The sequence below is a fragment of the Streptomyces sp. NPDC020917 genome, from assembly GCF_044333795.1.
GTDB lineage: Bacteria > Actinomycetota > Actinomycetes > Streptomycetales > Streptomycetaceae > Actinacidiphila.
Genome location: NZ_JBIRRR010000008.1, coordinates 86487 through 103223, shown reverse-complemented (window position 1 = coordinate 103223; position 16737 = coordinate 86487). Strand labels below are relative to the sequence as shown.

13 protein-coding genes are annotated in these 16737 nt (G+C 73.6%); 5 read left to right on the top strand and 8 right to left on the bottom strand.

Going from position 1 to position 16737, the window contains the following annotated elements; all coding sequences use genetic code 11:
- The first annotated feature begins 42 nt into the window (after nucleotides 1–42).
- Nucleotides 43–1167 carry an ABC transporter substrate-binding protein gene (locus tag ACH4TG_RS19315; protein ID WP_398243558.1) on the top strand — a complete coding sequence of 375 codons (1125 nt, stop codon included), beginning with the start codon at nucleotides 43–45 and terminating at the stop codon, nucleotides 1165–1167.
- A gap of 58 nt (nucleotides 1168–1225) precedes the next feature.
- On the opposite strand, the gene ACH4TG_RS19310 is transcribed toward ACH4TG_RS19315, so the two are convergent.
- Nucleotides 1226–2827 carry a hypothetical protein gene (locus tag ACH4TG_RS19310; RefSeq protein ID WP_398243557.1) on the bottom strand — a complete coding sequence of 534 codons (1602 nt, stop codon included), beginning with the start codon at nucleotides 2825–2827 and terminating at the stop codon, nucleotides 1226–1228.
- Between the two features lie 508 nt (nucleotides 2828–3335).
- Nucleotides 3336–4715: a transcriptional regulator gene (locus ACH4TG_RS19305; protein ID WP_398243556.1), complete on the bottom strand. Its 1380-nt coding sequence runs from the start codon at nucleotides 4713–4715 to the stop codon at nucleotides 3336–3338.
- 226 nt (nucleotides 4716–4941) lie between these two features.
- Here ACH4TG_RS19305 and ACH4TG_RS19300 point away from each other — a divergent pair, with 226 nt between their 5' ends.
- From ACH4TG_RS19300 to ACH4TG_RS19290, 3 genes are all read left to right on the top strand, one after another.
- A complete protein-coding gene (locus tag ACH4TG_RS19300; protein WP_398243555.1) occupies nucleotides 4942–5598 on the top strand; it encodes a bifunctional DNA primase/polymerase in 657 nt (218 codons plus the stop codon).
- Nucleotides 5599–5873: 275 nt separating this feature from the next.
- The gene (locus tag ACH4TG_RS19295) at nucleotides 5874–6767 is read left to right on the top strand and encodes an ABC transporter ATP-binding protein (RefSeq protein ID WP_398243554.1); all 894 of its coding nucleotides are present in this window, start codon (nucleotides 5874–5876) and stop codon (nucleotides 6765–6767) included.
- Entirely contained in the window at nucleotides 6764–8476 is a 1713-nt protein-coding gene (locus ACH4TG_RS19290) for a transporter (protein WP_398243553.1), read from the top strand. Before ACH4TG_RS19295 ends, ACH4TG_RS19290 begins: the two co-directional genes overlap by 4 nt.
- 85 nt (nucleotides 8477–8561) lie before the next feature.
- Here ACH4TG_RS19290 and ACH4TG_RS19285 read toward each other — a convergent pair whose 3' ends face one another.
- On the bottom strand, nucleotides 8562–9932 hold the full coding sequence (locus ACH4TG_RS19285; RefSeq protein ID WP_398243552.1) for an MFS transporter: 1371 nt from the start codon (nucleotides 9930–9932) through the stop codon (nucleotides 8562–8564).
- A 123-nt stretch (nucleotides 9933–10055) separates the two neighbouring features.
- Between ACH4TG_RS19285 and ACH4TG_RS19280 the strand changes: the two genes are divergently transcribed.
- Nucleotides 10056–10661 carry a CGNR zinc finger domain-containing protein gene (locus tag ACH4TG_RS19280; protein WP_398243551.1) on the top strand — a complete coding sequence of 202 codons (606 nt, stop codon included), beginning with the start codon at nucleotides 10056–10058 and terminating at the stop codon, nucleotides 10659–10661.
- 48 nt (nucleotides 10662–10709) lie between these two features.
- On the opposite strand, the gene ACH4TG_RS19275 is transcribed toward ACH4TG_RS19280, so the two are convergent.
- From ACH4TG_RS19275 to ACH4TG_RS19255, 5 genes are all read right to left on the bottom strand, one after another.
- On the bottom strand, nucleotides 10710–11369 hold the full coding sequence (locus ACH4TG_RS19275; protein WP_398243550.1) for a hypothetical protein: 660 nt from the start codon (nucleotides 11367–11369) through the stop codon (nucleotides 10710–10712).
- On the bottom strand, nucleotides 11366–11761 hold the full coding sequence (locus ACH4TG_RS19270) for a hypothetical protein (protein WP_398243549.1): 396 nt from the start codon (nucleotides 11759–11761) through the stop codon (nucleotides 11366–11368). Before ACH4TG_RS19270 ends, ACH4TG_RS19275 begins: the two co-directional genes overlap by 4 nt.
- A 27-nt stretch (nucleotides 11762–11788) precedes the next feature.
- Complete coding sequence (locus ACH4TG_RS19265) at nucleotides 11789–13141, bottom strand: hypothetical protein (RefSeq protein ID WP_398243548.1); 1353 nt, start codon at nucleotides 13139–13141, stop codon at nucleotides 11789–11791.
- A complete protein-coding gene (locus ACH4TG_RS19260; protein WP_398243547.1) occupies nucleotides 13138–13413 on the bottom strand; it encodes a hypothetical protein in 276 nt (91 codons plus the stop codon). The genes ACH4TG_RS19265 and ACH4TG_RS19260 overlap by 4 nt, the downstream gene beginning before the upstream one ends.
- 251 nt (nucleotides 13414–13664) lie before the next feature.
- Nucleotides 13665–16691, bottom strand: coding sequence for a BTAD domain-containing putative transcriptional regulator (locus ACH4TG_RS19255; protein ID WP_398243546.1), 3027 nt, complete (start codon nucleotides 16689–16691; stop codon nucleotides 13665–13667).
- Nucleotides 16692–16737: the final 46 nt, after the last annotated feature.

The following is a 16737-nucleotide window of genomic DNA, read 5'->3' as shown; positions in this document are numbered from 1 at the left end:
CTTCCGGGGGGCACGGGGGGCTCTCCGGGCCCTGTGGTGGTCATGACGTGGGCGCCGGTGGGGACGAGTGCCACCAACATGCCCGGAATGCTCGCCATGGCCCAGGTGTACGAGAAGTACGCCAACGACCAGGGAGGCTTCGGCGGCCGCAAGCTGAAGGTCCTCACCTGCAACGAGCGGGACGACATCGTCGGGGTCAGGAACTGCGCGCAGCAGGCCAACGACGCGGGCGCGGTCGCGGTGGTGGGCTCGTACAGCGAGCAGGGCGCGGACTTCATCTCCGCCCTGGAGACGTACGACATCCCCTACATAGGCGGCTACGGGATCACCGAGGACGAGTTCCAGAGCGTCGAGTCCTACCCCGTCAACGGCGGTCTGCCCGCCCTGCTGGCCGGCAACGGACGGCAGCTGGCCGACCTGTGCAAGAAGGTGACCCTGGTCCGGCCGGACACCACGACCGGCGACCAGTACCCGGTCTTCCTGGACGACGGCCTGCGGGCCGGCGGCCGCTCCTCGGCCCGGGACCTGCGCACCGCAGACAACGCCACGGAGTACACGAGCGTCGCCGAGCACGCGGTGGACGCGAACAAGACCTCGGACTGCGTCTCGGCCGTCCTCGGCGACCACACGAGCACGTTCTTCGACTCGCTGCGGCACGTCGGCGAGGAGGCGCTGAAGGTCCGGGTCTCCTCGGTCCTCGGCAGCATCACGCAGTCGCTGGTGGACTCCACCGGCGGTGCGCACAGCCCCCTGGAGAACGCGTACGTCACCGGCTGGTACCCGCCGTCCAGCGACCCCAAGTGGGACCAGATGAAGGCGACGGTCACCAAGTACGCCTTCAACGACGACCGGATCGACGTGGACGACCCCGGGGCGCAGACGACCTGGATCGCGTACACCGTCCTGGACAAGGTGGTGGCGGCGATGGGCGGCAAGACGGCGGTGACCCGCTCCAGCCTGCAGCGCGCCATGGACCGCACCTCGAAGCTGTCGACCGGCGGGCTCACCCCGGACCTGGGGTGGACCGACTCCGACACGCACGGCATCGTCGGCTACTCGCGGCTGACCAACACCAAGGTCACCTACCAGCAGGTGCGCAACGGCCGGCTCGTCCCGGCCCGACCCGGCTTCATCGACCTGAGCGCGACGCTGTCCGCCCAGCACTGAGCCTGGCGGCCGGACGGCCACCGGCCGGGGTCAGCCCCGGCCGGTCGGGGGCGGCGGGTCAGAGCTGGCTGTACTGGCGCTCGGTGAGGCCGTACTTGCGCGCGATGGCGTTCCACAGCTTGACGGCGCGCTTCTTCTCGGTGGTGGCGGTGCCGCTCTCGCGGTTGGCGGCCTGCGCTTCCTTGTTGTTGGTGCGGGCGTGGCCGCCCTTGCAGGTCTTGTGGTCGTTCTTGGCCTCGTCGGCCCAGTTCGCGTAGTGCCCGTCGGCGGCAGCCGAGGCGTGCCACGCCTTGGTGAGCGCGTCGGTGAGGTCCGCGTGGTTGGGCAGCTTGTCCACGGACAGCGAGCCCAGTTGGGTCACCAGGCCGTTGCGCTGTCCCGCCGCGGAGCGCAGGTCGCCCGCGGCGCCGTCGAGGTTGTTGCAGTTCTTGATCGACTCCACCGCGTTGATGACGGAGGTGCGGCTGCTGCCGCTCGTCTTGAGCAGCGCGTCCAGGGCCTGGGCCTGCTGCTTGGCGGCGTCGTCGCCCGCGCCCGAGCCGTTGCCGTCGGCGGACGCGCTGGGCGTGCCGGGCGCGGTGGACTGCTTGGTCCCGGTGTTGTCGGCGCTGGCACTGCCGCTGCTGTTGAGCAGGCCGCCGACCACAAGTCCTGCCACCACGCAGCCCGCCACCACGATGCCGATCAGCACCTTGGGGGACATCTTGCGGCGGCCGCCGTCGCCCTCGTCGTAGTCGTAGTAGGGCTGCTCGTAGCCGCCCTGCTGCCCGTAGCCGGGGCCGCCGGGGCCGCCCTGGCCGTACCCCTGGGGGGCCTGCTGGCGGTCGTGCGGCTGGATGATGTGCGGCCGCACGGGCGCCGGGCTGGGGACGTCCTGGCGGAAGAGGTGGTCGTAGTCGCTGTCGTGCTGGACGCCGGACTGCGCCTCGTTCGGCGCGCCCCCGAAGTCCTGGCCGCCGTACCCCTGGTCGTAGCCGGCCTGCTGGCCGTGGCCCTGCGCGTAGGGCGCGCCGCCGTACGGGTCGGGCTCGGGGTCCTGGTCCTGGAAGATCGACAGCGGCAGGGCCTGGGTGGCCTCGGCCGGGGCCTCGGGCTGCGGCTGCCCCTGGGTGGGCGGCAGGAACGGCGGGTGCGCGGGCTGCTGCGGCGGCACGGGAGGCATCGGCGGCCCTGCCGCGGCGGACACGGCGCCCGGCATCTGGCCCTGCGGCTGCGGGGGCGCCATGGGCACGCCACCCGGGTACGGCGGGAGCATCTGCGTGGCGTCGGCCACGGGCGCGGACGGTACGGGACCGGCGGGCGGTATCTGACCTGCCGGCGGCATCTGGCCCAGGGGAGGCATCTGGCCCGCCGGCGGCATCTGGCCCTGCGGCTGCGGGGGCGCCATGGGCACGCCACCCGGGTACGGCGGCAGCATCTGCGTGGCGTCGGCCGGCTCGGGGGCGGGCAGCGCGCCCGCGGCACCGGGGCCCGGCAGGGCGCCCGCGGCGCCATGGCCCTGCAGGGCGCCGGCGGCACCGGGGGCCGGCGAGCCCCAGGGGGTGCCCGCGGCGGGCTGCACGTGCTCGCCGTACGTCAGCGGCGGCTGGGTCTGGTCCGAGGGGAGGACGACGCCCCGGTACGGTTCGGGCGAATCCTCGCCGCGTCCGTTGCTGTGCATCGCCGCCCACTCCTGCCTGTACGTGTCATCTGCCTGTCGTCGCAACCGGCGGCCCACGCTACCCGGTCAATCCAGGAGGAGACCACGTACCCGAACGAGTGAGCGGCAGCACACATCTGTCGGCGGCGGTGGGGAAGGGCGGTGGGTCCCGTAGTGGCGCCTTTGCCCTGGCCTTTGCCGGGCTTGCGCTCACGTGGTGTCGGTCCGGTAACGATTCGGTGTGCAGGCACAGTTGTCGCCGTTTCGGCTCCCGGGCGGGACGTCGTGCCGCCCCCCTGCGGCTCGCGGCGCGTGGACGCAGGGGCGGACGGCTCGCGTGGGGAGTTGGCGGGACGGTGCCGGAAAGGCTCCCGCGCCAGGTCAGAGCGCGCCGGGGCCGGGGCCACCGTGCCACCGCGCGGCTTGCCGGGCGGGCGCCGGGCGGTGCCGCCGGGTGCAGCCGGGCGGGGTTGTGCGGGCGGCCGTCAGCCGGTGCCCGTACGCCGCCGGGAAGGGTCCTGGGCGGGCGTCAGGCGGCCTCCTGCTGGTCCAGCCGGGCAGTGAACTCGCGGACCACCGACTCGCCCGCGTACGGCTCCAGGCGGCGCCGGAAATCGTCCAGGTACTCCGCACCGCGGTCGGAGCGCAGCCCGGACAGCAGGGTGACGGCCTGTGTGCCGGTCTGGCAGGCCCGTTCGAGATCGCGCTGCTGGACCTGCGCCTCGGCGAGCAGCAGCAGGTCGATCGCGCGGCGCCGCGAGCGGGTCGCGGGGTGCGCGGCGAGCGCCTCTTCGGCGCGGCGGGCCGAGTCGGCGGACTGGCCCAGATCCCGGTGGCAGTGCGCGAGTTCGTCGGCGAGGTAGGCCTGGTCGAAGTGCCCGATCCACACCGGGTCCCGGTCCGGCTCCGAGCGCTCCATCGCCTCGACGGCGTGCCCGGCGACGGTGACGAAGGTGCGGGCGTCGCCCATCAGGGCGTGGCCGCGGGCCTCGGCGGCGTAGAACATCGCCTGCACGGTCGGGGTGACCTGGCCGCGGGCGCCTTCCTGGGCGGCGCGGGCGAGTTGGGCGATCTCGCGGGGGTTGCCGAGGGTGGCGGCCAGGTGGCTCATGCTCGCGGCGAGGATGTAGCCGCCGTAGCCGCGGTCGCCCGCGGCCTGGGCGAGCCGCAGGGCCTGGATGTAGTAGCGCTGGGCCAGGCCGGGCTGGCCGGTGTCGACCGCCATGTAGCCGGCCAGTTCGGTCAACCGGGCCACGGCGGAGAACAGTTCGCGCCCCACCGCCTCGCGGTAACTGCCCGCCAGCATCCCGGAGACCACGCTGTTGAGGTAGTGGACCACGACGGGCCGCACATGGCCGCTGCCGAAGCGGTGGTCGAGGTCGGTCAGCGCCTGGGTGGTGGCCTTGACCGCCTCCACGTCCGACATGCCCACCCGGGCGCCGCCGTTGCGTGCCACGCCCGGGTCGGGCCGGGTGATCAGCCAGTCGCGGCTGGGCTCGACGAGGGCGGACGCGGCGACGGTGGAGCCGGTGAGGAAGTCCCGGCGCCCCACGTCGCTGCGCCACAACTCGCAGACCTGCTCGATCGCGGCGGGCACGGTCGGGGCGAAGGTCAGGCCGATGCCCGTGGCCAGGTTCTTGCCGTTGGCCATGCCGATCTCGTCGATCGACACCGCCCGGCCGAGCTTGCGGCCGATCGCCTCGGCGATGATGCCCGGCGCCCGGCCGCGCGGTTGCTGGCCGCGCAGCCAGCGCGCCACCGAGGTCTTGTCGTAGCGCAGGTCCAGCCCGTGCTCGGCCCCGCACAGGTTGACCCTGCGGGCCAGCCCGGCGTTGGAGCAGCCCGCTTCCTGGATCAGTGCCTGGAGCCGTTCGTTCGGCTGCCGGGCCACCAGCGGTCGTGCGGCCATCGGTCCCCCCTCGTCGTCCCTCCGTAGGCGTCGCTTCCCGCCCGGGGTCGGGACAACGCGCACGTCGGCGGCAATTCACCCGCACCGGGCGACTCTGCCGATTCGGGTTGACTACCCCGCGAACGGGGCCGATGCCCGTCTGCGCCCCCCGAATTGCGCCAGTGCGCCCGCAATGAGCCGCGCCCGGTGCCCGTAACCCCCGCAGGTGAGGGGAGTTGTGCAGCGCGTGGAAGACACCATCGGAGTTCCGCGGCAGCTCACCGGCCCGCTGCTCGACACCGCGGTCCGCTACGCGGAGGAGCGGAACTGGGACGTCCTGCCCGGCGCATGGCTGGAAATGAGCGCGCAGGGCGGGCCGCGCTGCTCGTGCGCCTCGGCCGCGTGCCCGGCGCCCGGCGCCCATCCGACCCGGCCCGACTGGGCCACCCACGCCGGCGGAAGTGCCGCGGCGGTGCGAAGGATGTGGACGGTGCAGCCGCACGCCTCGGTGCTGCTGCCGACCGGGCGGACGTTCGACGCCCTCGACGTGCCCGAAAGCGCCGGCTTCCTCGCGCTGGCGCGGATGGAGCGGATGGGGCTGCCGCTCGGACCGGTGGTCTCCACACCCGCGCGGCGGATGGCGTTCTTCGTGCTGCCGGGGGCCGCCGCCAAGGTGCCGGACCTGCTGCGCCGGCTCGGATGGCCGCTGGACTCCCTCGGCCTGGTGGTGCGCGGCGAGGGCGACTGGATCGCCGCGCCGCCGACCCCGATGGGCACCGGCGGCAGGGTGCAGTGGGCGCGCCGGCCGACCGCCGTGAACCGCTGGCTGCCCGACGCCGAAGAGCTGCTGAGCCCGCTGGCGTACGCGTGCGGCCGGGACGCGGCGGGCTCGCGGGCACGCTGACCGCCACAGCGCGTGCCGGTTCGGGCCGCGGCCGCACGGTTGTCCACAGGCCCCGGACGCCTTCTCGCCTCCGGCTCCTGACTCTCTCAACATGCTCTGACCTCGACGAACGCGCCCCGCGCAAACGACGCGGAGCGGCCTGACTCACCGATTTCACTCAAGAGCCGCTCAGATCGATCGTCACTGTCAGTACCGCCCTCTAGGGTGGCAGTACGTACGAAATGTGATGTGCGGAGTGCGACGTGCACGGGGAGACACGGGGAGAGGGGCGCGCGATGGACGGTTCGCAGGGAACGCCGGGGTCCCGGCAAGCGCGGGGGACCGCACGCGGTGAGACCGCGCGCCTGGAGCCGTACTACGGCGGGTCCGGGAGCAGGGCCGGCGCGGAGGGCCAGGACGGGCCGCCGCCCGCGGTCCGGGTGCGCGGGCTGTGGAAGCGGTTCGGCGAGCAGGCGGCGGTCGCCGGCATCGACCTGGAGGTGCCCTCGGGCCGTTTCGTGGGCCTCGTCGGGCCGAACGGCGCGGGCAAGACCACCACGTTGTCGATGGTGACCGGGCTGCTGCGGCCCGACGACGGCGCCGTGCAGATCGTCGGGCGGGACGTGTGGACGGACCCGGTGGGCGTGAAGTCCCGGATCGGGGTCCTACCGGAGGGCCTGCGGCTCTTCGAGCGGCTCACGGGGCGCGAACTCCTCGTCTACACGGGCCGCTTGCGGGGGCTGCCCGCGGCCGAGGTCGACCGCAGGGCCGGCCAGCTGCTGGAGGTGCTGGACCTGTCGGGCGCGCAGCACAAGCTCGTCGTCGACTACTCGACCGGCATGCGCAAGAAGATCGGCCTGGCGGCGGCCCTGCTCCACAACCCCGAAGTCCTCTTCCTCGACGAGCCGTTCGAGGGTGTCGACCCGGTGTCGGCGCAGGTGATCCGCGGCGTGCTGGAGCGGTACACCGCCACCGGCGGCACCGTCGTGTTCTCCTCCCACGTGATGGAGCTGGTGGAGAGCCTGTGCGACTGGGTGGCGGTGATGGCCGGCGGCAGGATCGTGGCGAGCGGCCCCCTCGCCGAGGTGCGCGGCGCGGCACCCACCCTGCAGGACGCCTTCCTCTCCCTGGTCGGCGCCGACCGGCGCGCCGGGGAGGACCTGGACTGGCTGGGCGGAGGCGAGCGATGACCGCCGCCGGCTCGCTGACCGGGGCAGGCGAGCCGGCCGGGCGCGCGCCTTCGGTGGTGCCGGTCTTCATGCGGCTCAAGCTGTCGGTGCTCCGCAACGGCCTGCGCCAGTCCCGCGGCCGCACGGTCGGCTGGGCGATCGGTGTGGCGTTCTCCATGCTGTACGCCCTCGGCCTCGGCGCGGGCATGATCGCCCTGCGCGGCAACGACTACGCGCCGGCCGCGGCGGTCACCCTGTCCCTCGTGCTCGGCCTGGGCTGGGCGGTGATGCCGCTGTTCTTCTTCTTCGGCGGCGACGACACTCTGGACCCCACCCGCCTCACCATGCTGCCGCTGCGCCCGCGGCCGCTGATCACCGCGCTGCTGGCCTCGTCGCTGATCGGCGTCGGGCCGCTGTTCACCGTGCTGGTGTCGACCGGCGCCGTGGTGGCCGTCGCGCACAGCACGTCCGCGGCGGTGGTCGCGGTGGCCGCGGTCGCCCTGCTGCTGCTCACCTGCGTGGCCCTGTCGCGGGCGGTGGCCGCGGCCAACACCCGGCTGCTCACCAGCCGCAGGGGCCGCGACCTGGCCCTGCTCAGCGGCCTGGTGGTGGCGGTCGGCGCCCAGCTGGTGAACCTGGGGGTCAACGCGCTGTCCTCCCACCACGGTCTGCACCGGATGACCTCGCTGACCTCCGTGCTGCGCTGGATCCCGCCGGCGCCCGCGGTGGACGCGGTCCGCTCGGCGTCCCACGGCGCGTACGGGCTGATGGCCGTGCAACTCGCCTGCGACGCCGTCTTCCTGGCGGTGGTGCTGGTCTGGTGGCACCGCAGCCTGTTCCGGCTCATGGTGTCGCCGGACGCGTCGACGATCCAGTCGGGCCCCGAGGGCGGCGAGAGCCGGGTGCCGCGGTCGCGTCGCGCCGGCGGCTCCGGCGGTTCGGCGGCCGCCGCGGAGCACGGCGGGCGCCCGGCGGGACCGGCGCGCCTGCTGCCGCGCAGGCTGGTGGCGGGCCGCACCGCACCGGTGATGGAACGGCAGTTCCGGTACCTGTGGCGTGACCCTCGCTCGCGCGCCACGCTGGCGACGGGCCTGGCCATCGGGCTGCTGCTGCCTCTGGTCGCGGTGGTGCAGCACGGGACGATCTACCAGTGCCTGTGGGCCGGCGGACTGCTGGGCATGCAGATGTACAACCAGTTCGGCATGGACAGCTCGGCCTTCTGGATCGTCGCCGCGACGCTGGCCACGCGCAAGGACGCCGCCCTGGAACTGCGGGGCCGCGCCCTGACCCTGGCGCTCATCGCGGTGCCGTACATCACCGTGGTCACGGTGGTCGCGGCGCTGCTGCTGGGCAGGACGGAGGCGCTGCCCGAGACACTCGGGCTGTCGCTGGCGTTCCTCGGCTCGCTGATAGGCACCGGCGCCTACGCCAGTGTCCGCTTCCCGTACGCGGTGCCGCAGGACAACCCGTTCGGCAACGCCGCTCCCGGCCAGGGCGGGCTGGTCGCGCTCAACGTCTTCGGGGGCACCCTGACCGGCGCCGCGATGAGCCTGCCCGTGCTGGCCCTCACCCTCATCCTCCATCTCACCGGGCACCACGCCCTGTTGTGGACGGTGCTGCCGTTCGGCGCGGTGTACGGCCTGGCCGTCGCGGCCTTGGCCCTGCGGCTGACCGCGCCGAAGCTGCTGGACCGGCTGCCGGAGATTTTGGCGGTGGTGGCGCGGACGTGACGCCGTCGTAGGGCCGGGCGGGCGCCCAGTGGCCGGCGGCCGGCCAACGGGATTCAGGCGCGGCGGGGTTCAGGCGCGACGGGGTTCAGGCGCGACGGCGTTCGGTGGCCCAGAGGAGGAGGGCCAGCACCGGCAGGGCGGCGCCGAAGGCGGCGGCCACCGTCCAGCCGCCCGCGTGGTAGGCGTAGGACCCCGCTTGGGAGCCGATCGCCCCGCCGAGGAAGAACGTGGCCATGTAGGCGCTGTTGAGCCGGGCCCTGGCCCGGCCGTCGAGCTGGTAGACGACCTGCTGGCCGAGGACGAGCGTGGTCTGCACGGCCATGTCCAGCACGATGGCGGCGGCACCCAGCGCCAGGATGTGGTGCCGGCCGGCCGCGGCCAGGCCGAACGCGAGCGCGGCGACCACGAACGCGGCGGCGGTCATCGGCCGCACGAGTCCGCGGTCCGCCCACCGCCCGGCCAGAGGCGCGACCAGCGCACCGCCCGCGCCGGCCAGCGCGAACAGGCCCACCTGCCACTGCGCATAGTGGAAGGGCGCCGCGGTCAGAACGAAGGAGATGGTCGTCCAGAAGACGGAGAACGCCCCGAACATGGCCGCCTGGTAGAGCGCGCGGCGCCGCAGCGCCGGATGCACCTTGAGCATCCGGGCGGTGGACCGCAGCAGCGCGCCGTACGTCAGCGAGGCCGCCGCCTGCGCGGGGGCCCGTCGCGGCAGCGCGGTCCGCAGCACCAGTGTCAGCACGGTCATCAGGACGGCGGAAGTCAGGTACACCACGCGCCAGTTGGTGGCGCCGGCGAGCAGGCTGCCGAAGGTCCGCGACAGCAGGATGCCGGTGAGCAGGCCGCTCATCACCTGGCCGACGACCCGGCCGCGGGTCTCGTCCGGCGCCAGGTCGGCGGCGAACGGCACGAGGATCTGGGTGACGACCAGCGTGGTGCCCGAGACGAGGGAGGCGAGCGCGAGGACCGGGAAGTCCGGGGCGAGGCCGGACACGATCAGCGCGCCGACGGTCAGGGCCAGCAGCACGGTGGCGAGCCGCCGCTTCTCCAGAACGTCGCCGAGAGGCACCAGCAGCACCAGGCCCAGCGCGTACCCGAGCTGAGTGGCGGTCACCAGGCTGCCCGCGGTGACCGACGAGATCCCGAAGGTGTGGCGCAGCTCGCTGAGCAGCGGCTGGGCGTAGTAGAGGTTCGCGACCGTGAGGCCGCAGGACACGGCGAGCAGGACGATCAGGCTGCGCCGTGGCCCGGCGGTGGCGCCGTCCCGCGGGGGCGACGCGGCCGGCTCGTCCGGATCGGCGGCGGGGTCGGCAGCCGATTCGGCGTCTCGGCGGGAGGCCGGTTCGATGGCCGGTTCGATGGCCCGCCCTTCCGACGGTATGCCGCCGTCCGGCCCTTCGGACGGTATGGGGTGCGCGGAGCCCTGCTGGCGGGAGAGATCGGCGGGCTGGGGCATCGGGGCCTCTCTTGAACGGGCGGGACGGGCGTACCGCGGTGACGCTCAGATGAGAACCGGTTATACCGGTTCGCTACTCGCCGAAGGTACCAGTTAAACCGGTTCCGGCAGTACGCTGGCCGCATGATGGACAGCGCAGCGGCACCGGCCGCCCCCTCGCCGGTCCCCGTGACACCCGCCCGCTTCCGCGAGGGCGCGGGTCGGCTGTGCCTGGACTTCATCAGAACGCTGCGGTATCGGGACACAGCAGAACAGACGGAGGAGCTGGCGGATCCCGAGGACCTGGCCGCGTGGGTACGGCAGTTCGGCGCCGACCCCGACCAGGCCGTCCCGCTGCCCGAGACCGAGCAGGTCAAGGATGCGCGGGCCGTACGGGAAGCGGTGTACACGCTGGTGACGTCCGCCATGAGCGGCCGCCAGGTGGGCAGCGCGGCCCGCGAGCAGCTGAACCGGGCCGCCGCCGCGCCTGTTCCCGTGCCGCGCCTCGGTGCCTCGGGCACGGTCGCATGGGCAGCGGAGGCCCCGGTGACGGCGACCCTGTCACTCGTCGCGCGTGACGCCCTGGACCTCGCGACGTCCCCCGCGCTGCTCGCCCGCATCCGCCCCTGCGCCTCCCCGACGTGCGGCGCGCTCTTCCTCGACCACTCGCGCCCGGGCACGCGCAGGTGGTGCTCCATGGACACGTGCGGGAACCGCGCGAAGAAGGCAGGGCTCAAGGCGCGGACTTGAGCCCCGCGAGGCCGGGTCAGCGAGTCTCGTATGCGCCCCGCCGCCGGGTCAGCTCCACTGGAAGGTGCTCATGACCGCGTCGAACAGGTCGGTCAGGGCGCGGGTGAACGCGCTGCCCGGATCGCCGTCCCCTGCGGTGGAGTGGCTCACGGCCAACCACCTGCCGCCGTCCCCCGGCACCGGCAGCACGTAGTCCACGTGCCGGCAGCCGACGTCGACCTCGGGATCCGAACCGTCCGGCACGGTCAGGTACTCCCAGCGCACGGCCATCGCCTCCCCGGCCAGCCGCAGTTCCCCCGCCTCCCCCGACCTGCGGTCCGCGGCGAGCCGCGCCAGCACGAGTTCGGCCTGCGGCCCGCTCCCTGGCACCGACGCGTCGTCGTACCCGTCCCCGGGTTCGTCTCCGTCCCGCGCGATCTCTGACACCAGGAACGACGAGGCCATCAGGGTGCGGCTGCGCACCCGGGCCGGCACGTACAGGTCCAGCCCACCGGCCCGCCGCGCCTCCTCGACCATCCGGTCGACCTTCCGGCGCACATGCAGCCGGTACGCCATCCCCTGGTCCCGCGGCACTCCGGCGGGGATCTCCTCGATCCCCCGGAACACCTTCTCGTCCAGCGCCTCGCGCGTCCCGTCCCGCAACGGAATCCGCACCCATCCTGGCGGGAGCACCAGGCTGTACGTCGCCGGCGGCGCCGTCGCGGTCACCGCGCGACTCCCGCCTGCTTGGCGTCACGACGCATGCGCCACCGGGCGAAGGTGGCGACCAGCGGGGCTGCAAGGACGACTGCAGCCACGGGGAGTCGACCAGTCGCCATCATTGCGAAACCGCCAAGCATCGCTCCCATCCACAGGTAGAACAGCACGTCCGAGTCCCAACCGCGGCAACGCCACACGCCGTAGATCCCCCACCAGGTGAGTGCCTGCCCAAGCAGCGACAGGACGACCATCTCGACAAAGAACATGCCCCGGCTCGGGTTCAGCAGCCTCGATGTCAGGGCAATGCCGCACAGGCCCAGCATTGGGGTGACGGCACCCCAGCGGATCAGCTTCTCGCTCCGTACGAGCAACGGATCGTCGATGATGTCACTGGGGAACATGCACGCTCCACAGCTCACGGGCGATGATCACCACGAGGAACCTACTTCCCTGGTGTAGCGGCCTTTGAAATCGCCGTAAGGCCCGTACTGCCATTTCCTCGGGAAGAGATCGCTGCTTCCCGCACCCTTGTCCCAGCCATCAACAGCCGTCGCCGCAGCCCAACTCGCCTGGAACCGCCCCTTGTGCCCCTCTGCACCCTCACTCGCGGTCTGAACGGCGCCGTGGTTCGGATACGAACTCCGCATCCGCACGATGTCCTTGTGCAGCCTCATCGATTCCTTCTCGCCGCCCATGCGGACGGTCTCCCAGCGGGACGCCTCCGGGATGGGCGCGGCCGCTTCCTGGGCGGAGGCATGCTCTCCAGCGCGCAGGTTCGCCGCCCGGGCGATATTGCGGTCGTGGCGGGCCTTGGCCCGCTCCGCCCGGGTCGCGCCGCGGCGGTTGACGACGGCCGAGGTGCGGTCGCGGACCGACCGGGTGGCCCTGGCGGAGTTGGCCGCGGCCTCTTCCTCGGCGGCGAGTTGGGCGGCGAGCTTCGTGGCGTTGCGGACGCTGCGCAGCTGGGCCAGGGCGCGGGTTCCGATCTGCATGGTGAGCAGCCCGAAGATGTCCATGGCGACGTCGGCCCAGGACCCGTCGCCGGCTGCGGCGAGCAGGCTGTGGCCGGCGAGGACGCCGACCGCCAGCCAGACGGCGAGTCCGGCCACCCAGCCGGCAGGGGTGGTGGCGAGCGCCACGAGGGCGATGACGGTGGCGGTCCAGCTCATGGCGTCGACGACGAGCGAGATCGTCGCGCTCCAGTCGTCCACCCGGTCCTTGAACCACTCCCAGGGGCTGTCCTTGATCTTGTCGTCGATCTCGTGGCGGATCAGGGAGCCGAAGTGGGCTGCGCGCTCGTCGCGTTGGGCCACGACCTTGGCGAGGGAGGCGCGGTGGCCGGCCAGCGGATCGTCGTCGCCCTTGCCGTCGTGGTCGTCGCCCTTGGCGTGGTGATGGTCGCCCTTCGTGTGGCGGTCGTCGGAGGCGTCGAACTCCGCGACGGTCTGGGCGTTGCGCAGGATGCGGTCCGCCTCGGACTGGAGGTCCTCCAACGCGTGGGCCCAGCCGGTGAGATGGCCGTGGACGCGTTCGTAGCGCTCGGCGGTCTCCCGCAGGTGGACCTCGAGGCCGTCCGCGCCGTGGCGCAGGGCGTCGGCGTAGCGGCCCTTGAGGCCGTCTCCCTGGCCGATCACCCGCAGGTCCTTGGCCTCCTGCCGCAGTATCGAGGCCACTTGGCGCATGTGGGCGACCTCGTCGAGGATCGCGTCGGGGTCGCCGGGGACGGGGTCAAAGGCGGCGAGCGGATGCCAGTCGCGGGGGCGGCGGCGGTGCCCGGTCACCCGGTCCTCGCCAGGTGCCGGTCGGTCTCCCGGAAGGTCTCGCGGGCCGAACTCACCAGTCCGCCCACGGACTCGATGCTGCTCAGCAGCTTCTTGCGGTACCAGGACCAGTTGTCCACGAAGGAGTCCATGGCGCCGGCCACCTCGCCCGCGCCCCACACGTGCCGCAGGTCGTCCCGGTGGTGGCCGATGCCGCCGAACTCCGAGTGGAGCCTGGTGAGCAGCCGTTCCGCGTCGGCGAGCACGTCATCGGTCACTTTGAGGTCGGTCATGGTCGGCCCACCGCCGACCGGTTGCGTCGTCCGTTGTCGTTCTGCACGACCTGACAACGGTCGTGATCTCCCTGGGGGTTACGGCCACATCGGCATATGCCAGCCCATCGGGTAGTCCTGGCGCCGCAGCGAACCCGTTCGGGTCGACGCGGACGGCGTGGTGCTGACCGTCCGTGTCGACCCGGCGTGGGTGATCGGCACTGCGTGCAGCTCGTCGGCGTCTCAGCGGTTCACGAGGACGCCGGGTGGGGTCAGTTGGCGATGCTCCCGCGCCAGGCAGGGAGGAGTTCGTCGAGCAGTGCCTCGACGCGGGGCGGCAGGCCGCGGCTGGGGCCGCTGACCGCCTGGCTGCGGGAGATGAGCGACTGCGCCGCCGCGTCGAGGCGCGCCGGGTCGCCGGTGGCGTGGGTGGCGCGGAGGAGTTCGAGCCAGAGCCGCTCGTCGTCGGGCGACACGGCCAGGCCCGTCTCGATCGCGGCCACGGCCGCCTTGGGCTTGCTGGCGTCCAGGTGGAGCGAGCTGAGGGCGAGGGCGATCTCGGCGACCAGCACGGGGTGCTGGGCGTCCACTATCTCGTGGCCGAGCCAGCCGTAGCGGCCGGGGGCCCGGTCCTCCAGGAGCCGGCCCCGCGCCAGCGACAGCGCGTCGGTGAGCAGGCGGCGGCGCGCCGTGGGGTCGGACGCGGCCGCGCCCTCGGTGGCCTCGTGGTGCAGGGTCTGCAGCACGTCCCAGTCGGAGACGACGGAGGTGGCCAGCACGATCCGGCCGGTGCTGTCGAAGGACAGGCGGGTGGCGCCGCCCGGGTCGGTGCCGAGCCAGTCGCGCAGCCGCTCGATGAGGGCGTCGCGGACGTCCTCGGTGACGCCGCGCGGCCACAGGGCGGAGGCCAGCACCCGCGGGTGCACGCCTTCGCGGTGCAGCAGGAGCAGCGCGAGCGCCTCGTGCAGCAGCTGGCTGCGCTCCGCGGAGGGCGCCTCGACACCGATGACCTCGAACGGGCCGAGCAGGCGGGCGTAGACGCCCGGGCGGCCCTGGTCGGTGAGGTCGACGAGGAACGGCGGGGCGTCGGGTCCGGCGCCGCCCTCCTCCCCACCGGCCTCGTTGAACAGCCGCAGGACGGCCTGGTATTGGGCGGCGGGCAGCATCTGCGCCTCCAGGTCCAGACCGAGCAGCGGGGCGAGCAGCCGCCCGTTGGGGGTGACTTCGAGCTCCCAGGCGGTGCCGGGCAGTTCGGTGCCGCCCGAGGCGACGAGGTAGCCGATGCCCAGCCGGCCGGCGTCGGCGGCGAGTTCGGCGAGCCGCTCGGCCTCCTCCGCGGTCGGCTCGACGGCGAGCAGGACCAGGTGCGGGGCCCACTGGGTGTGCTGGGCGCGGCCGGTGCGGCCGGTGAGCACGCTGTCCTGGCCGGCGTTGCGCAGCGCGCCGGCACGCTGCGTGGTCTCGGCGGTCATCGTCTCGATGACCTCGGGCACGTCGGCGAGGTGGCGCACCCGGGCGGGCGCGAGCGCGGTGAGGTCCTCGGCGAAGCCGACGAGGGTCACCGTCATCCGGTCCGACCAGCCGTTCGTGGCGAGTTCGGCGGCGACGGACGCCAGGACGGCCTCGCGGTCCTGCTGGGTACCGGAGAGCGAGACGATGCCGGGCACCGCTTCGAGGTTGAGCAGCAGCCGGGCGCCGTCGAGCGTGCCCAGCGCGACGAGGCCCGGGTACGGCGCGGCGGCCGACACGTCGTCGTCCTCCTGCAGGTCGCTGCGGTTGAGCTGCCAGAACGTCTGGTCCTGGCCAAGGCCCCAGGGCGCCGGCGGCTGGCCCTCGGGCCAGGCGAGCTGGAGGTGCAGCGCGTCGTCGGTGAGCCAGGCGGCGTAGACGGTGGGGAGCTTGCGGCCCTCGGCGTCGAGCCGCGCCGAGAGCGAGCGCAGGGCCCGGTCGAGGAACGCGACGGTGCTCTGGTCGGCGCCCACGCGCAGCGCGTCGGCGGCGTCGGCCTGCGGGCCGCTGGGGGTGCGCGGGGTGCGCAGGCCGCCGGCGGTCACGGACTGCCACAGGGCGGTGCGGCGCCGGCGGCCGAGCGCGCCGAGCAGGCCGGCGGCCAGCAGCGGCGCGGCGATCAGTGCCTCGGACAGGCCGAAGCCGTGGCTGCTGCCGGAGGTGACGCCGCCGAACGCCGCGGTGACGTGGGACTCGGCGTGTGCGGCCGGCGCGGTCTCGCTGTGCTCCGGCGTGGTGACGTGCTGGCCACCGCCGCCGCCACCGCCCCCGCCGGACCCCGAACCGCCGCCGGAGCCGGAGCCCCCGCCCGAGCCGCCGCCGGTCTCGGCGCCGCCGCCCTGCGCGGGCGTCTGCACCTCGGCGTGCGCACCTTCCGCGGTGGTGTCCTTGGCGCCGCCGTGCTGGGCGTAGTGCTCCACGTCGGACGCGACGTGCGGGGACGCGACGGGCATCTGGACGAGGTCGCCGCCGTGGGCGTCGGCCGGCATCTCCATGACCCAGCCGGGCCGGATCAGGCTCGCCTGCGAGAGGCGCGAACCGTCGGGCTGCACGCGGTCCTTGTTGAGCTCGTAGATCTCCTTGTAGCGGCGGCCGTCGCCGAGGTGGCGCTGCGCGATCTCCCAGAGGGAGTCGTGGTGCCGGCCCTCGGGCGGCTGGATGCGGTAGAACTTCGTGCCTTTGTGCGCGGTCTGGCCGGAGCCCTGGGAGGCGGAGGCCGCGTGCTGCGCGCCCTGCTGGTGCTGGACGGCCGTGCTGGCCTGGCGCACCTGGTGCTGGCCGGGGGTCTGCTGGGCGCTGACGGCGACGCCGGGCCGCGCCTGGCTCTCCACCTGGTGGTGCTGGCCGAAGCTGGACAGTCCCGGCACCAGCCCGGCGGTGCTCACGCCGACCAGCAGCAGCGCCGCGACCAGCTGCCGCGCCAGCAACTGGCTCGGCCCGGAACCCGGGACGCGGTGCGGCATGCCCACACCGGACATCGCGGCCTTGGCCTCGACCAGGACGCACGCGGTGAACTGCGCCCAGGCCAGCCACACCACGACGGCCAGGGTGTTCATGAACGTCCTGGAGGTGATCGGCTGGTTCACCAGGTCCGCGTTGAAGTGGTGCGGAAGCGGTGATCCGATGTAGTAGAGCAGGGCGCCGGGCACGCCGACGACCAGCACGGCCAGCGCGAGGAACGCGCCGAAGGCCCGTACGAAGTCGCCGAACGTGCGGCGCGCGCGCTGCGGGCGGCCGGCCGCTGCTCCCTGCTGCGCGGGGTGACGTCCCGTGGCGGTCGTACGTGCCATGGCTGCTTCCTCTGCTTCCTCTGCCTGTGAGTGCCTTCGAGTGCCT

Coding starts and splice junctions, on each gene's coding strand:
- ACH4TG_RS19315 (WP_398243558.1), top strand. CDS start 43: ATGACGTGGGCGCCGGTGGGGACGAGTGCCACCAACATGCCCGGAATG.
- ACH4TG_RS19305 (WP_398243556.1), bottom strand. CDS start 4,715: ATGGCCGCACGACCGCTGGTGGCCCGGCAGCCGAACGAACGGCTCCAG.
- ACH4TG_RS19255 (WP_398243546.1), bottom strand. CDS start 16,691: ATGGCACGTACGACCGCCACGGGACGTCACCCCGCGCAGCAGGGAGCA.
- ACH4TG_RS19290 (WP_398243553.1), top strand. CDS start 6,764: ATGACCGCCGCCGGCTCGCTGACCGGGGCAGGCGAGCCGGCCGGGCGC.
- ACH4TG_RS19260 (WP_398243547.1), bottom strand. CDS start 13,413: ATGACCGACCTCAAAGTGACCGATGACGTGCTCGCCGACGCGGAACGG.
- ACH4TG_RS19270 (WP_398243549.1), bottom strand. CDS start 11,761: ATGTTCCCCAGTGACATCATCGACGATCCGTTGCTCGTACGGAGCGAG.
- ACH4TG_RS19280 (WP_398243551.1), top strand. CDS start 10,056: ATGATGGACAGCGCAGCGGCACCGGCCGCCCCCTCGCCGGTCCCCGTG.
- ACH4TG_RS19295 (WP_398243554.1), top strand. CDS start 5,874: ATGGACGGTTCGCAGGGAACGCCGGGGTCCCGGCAAGCGCGGGGGACC.
- ACH4TG_RS19285 (WP_398243552.1), bottom strand. CDS start 9,932: ATGCCCCAGCCCGCCGATCTCTCCCGCCAGCAGGGCTCCGCGCACCCC.
- ACH4TG_RS19310 (WP_398243557.1), bottom strand. CDS start 2,827: ATGCACAGCAACGGACGCGGCGAGGATTCGCCCGAACCGTACCGGGGC.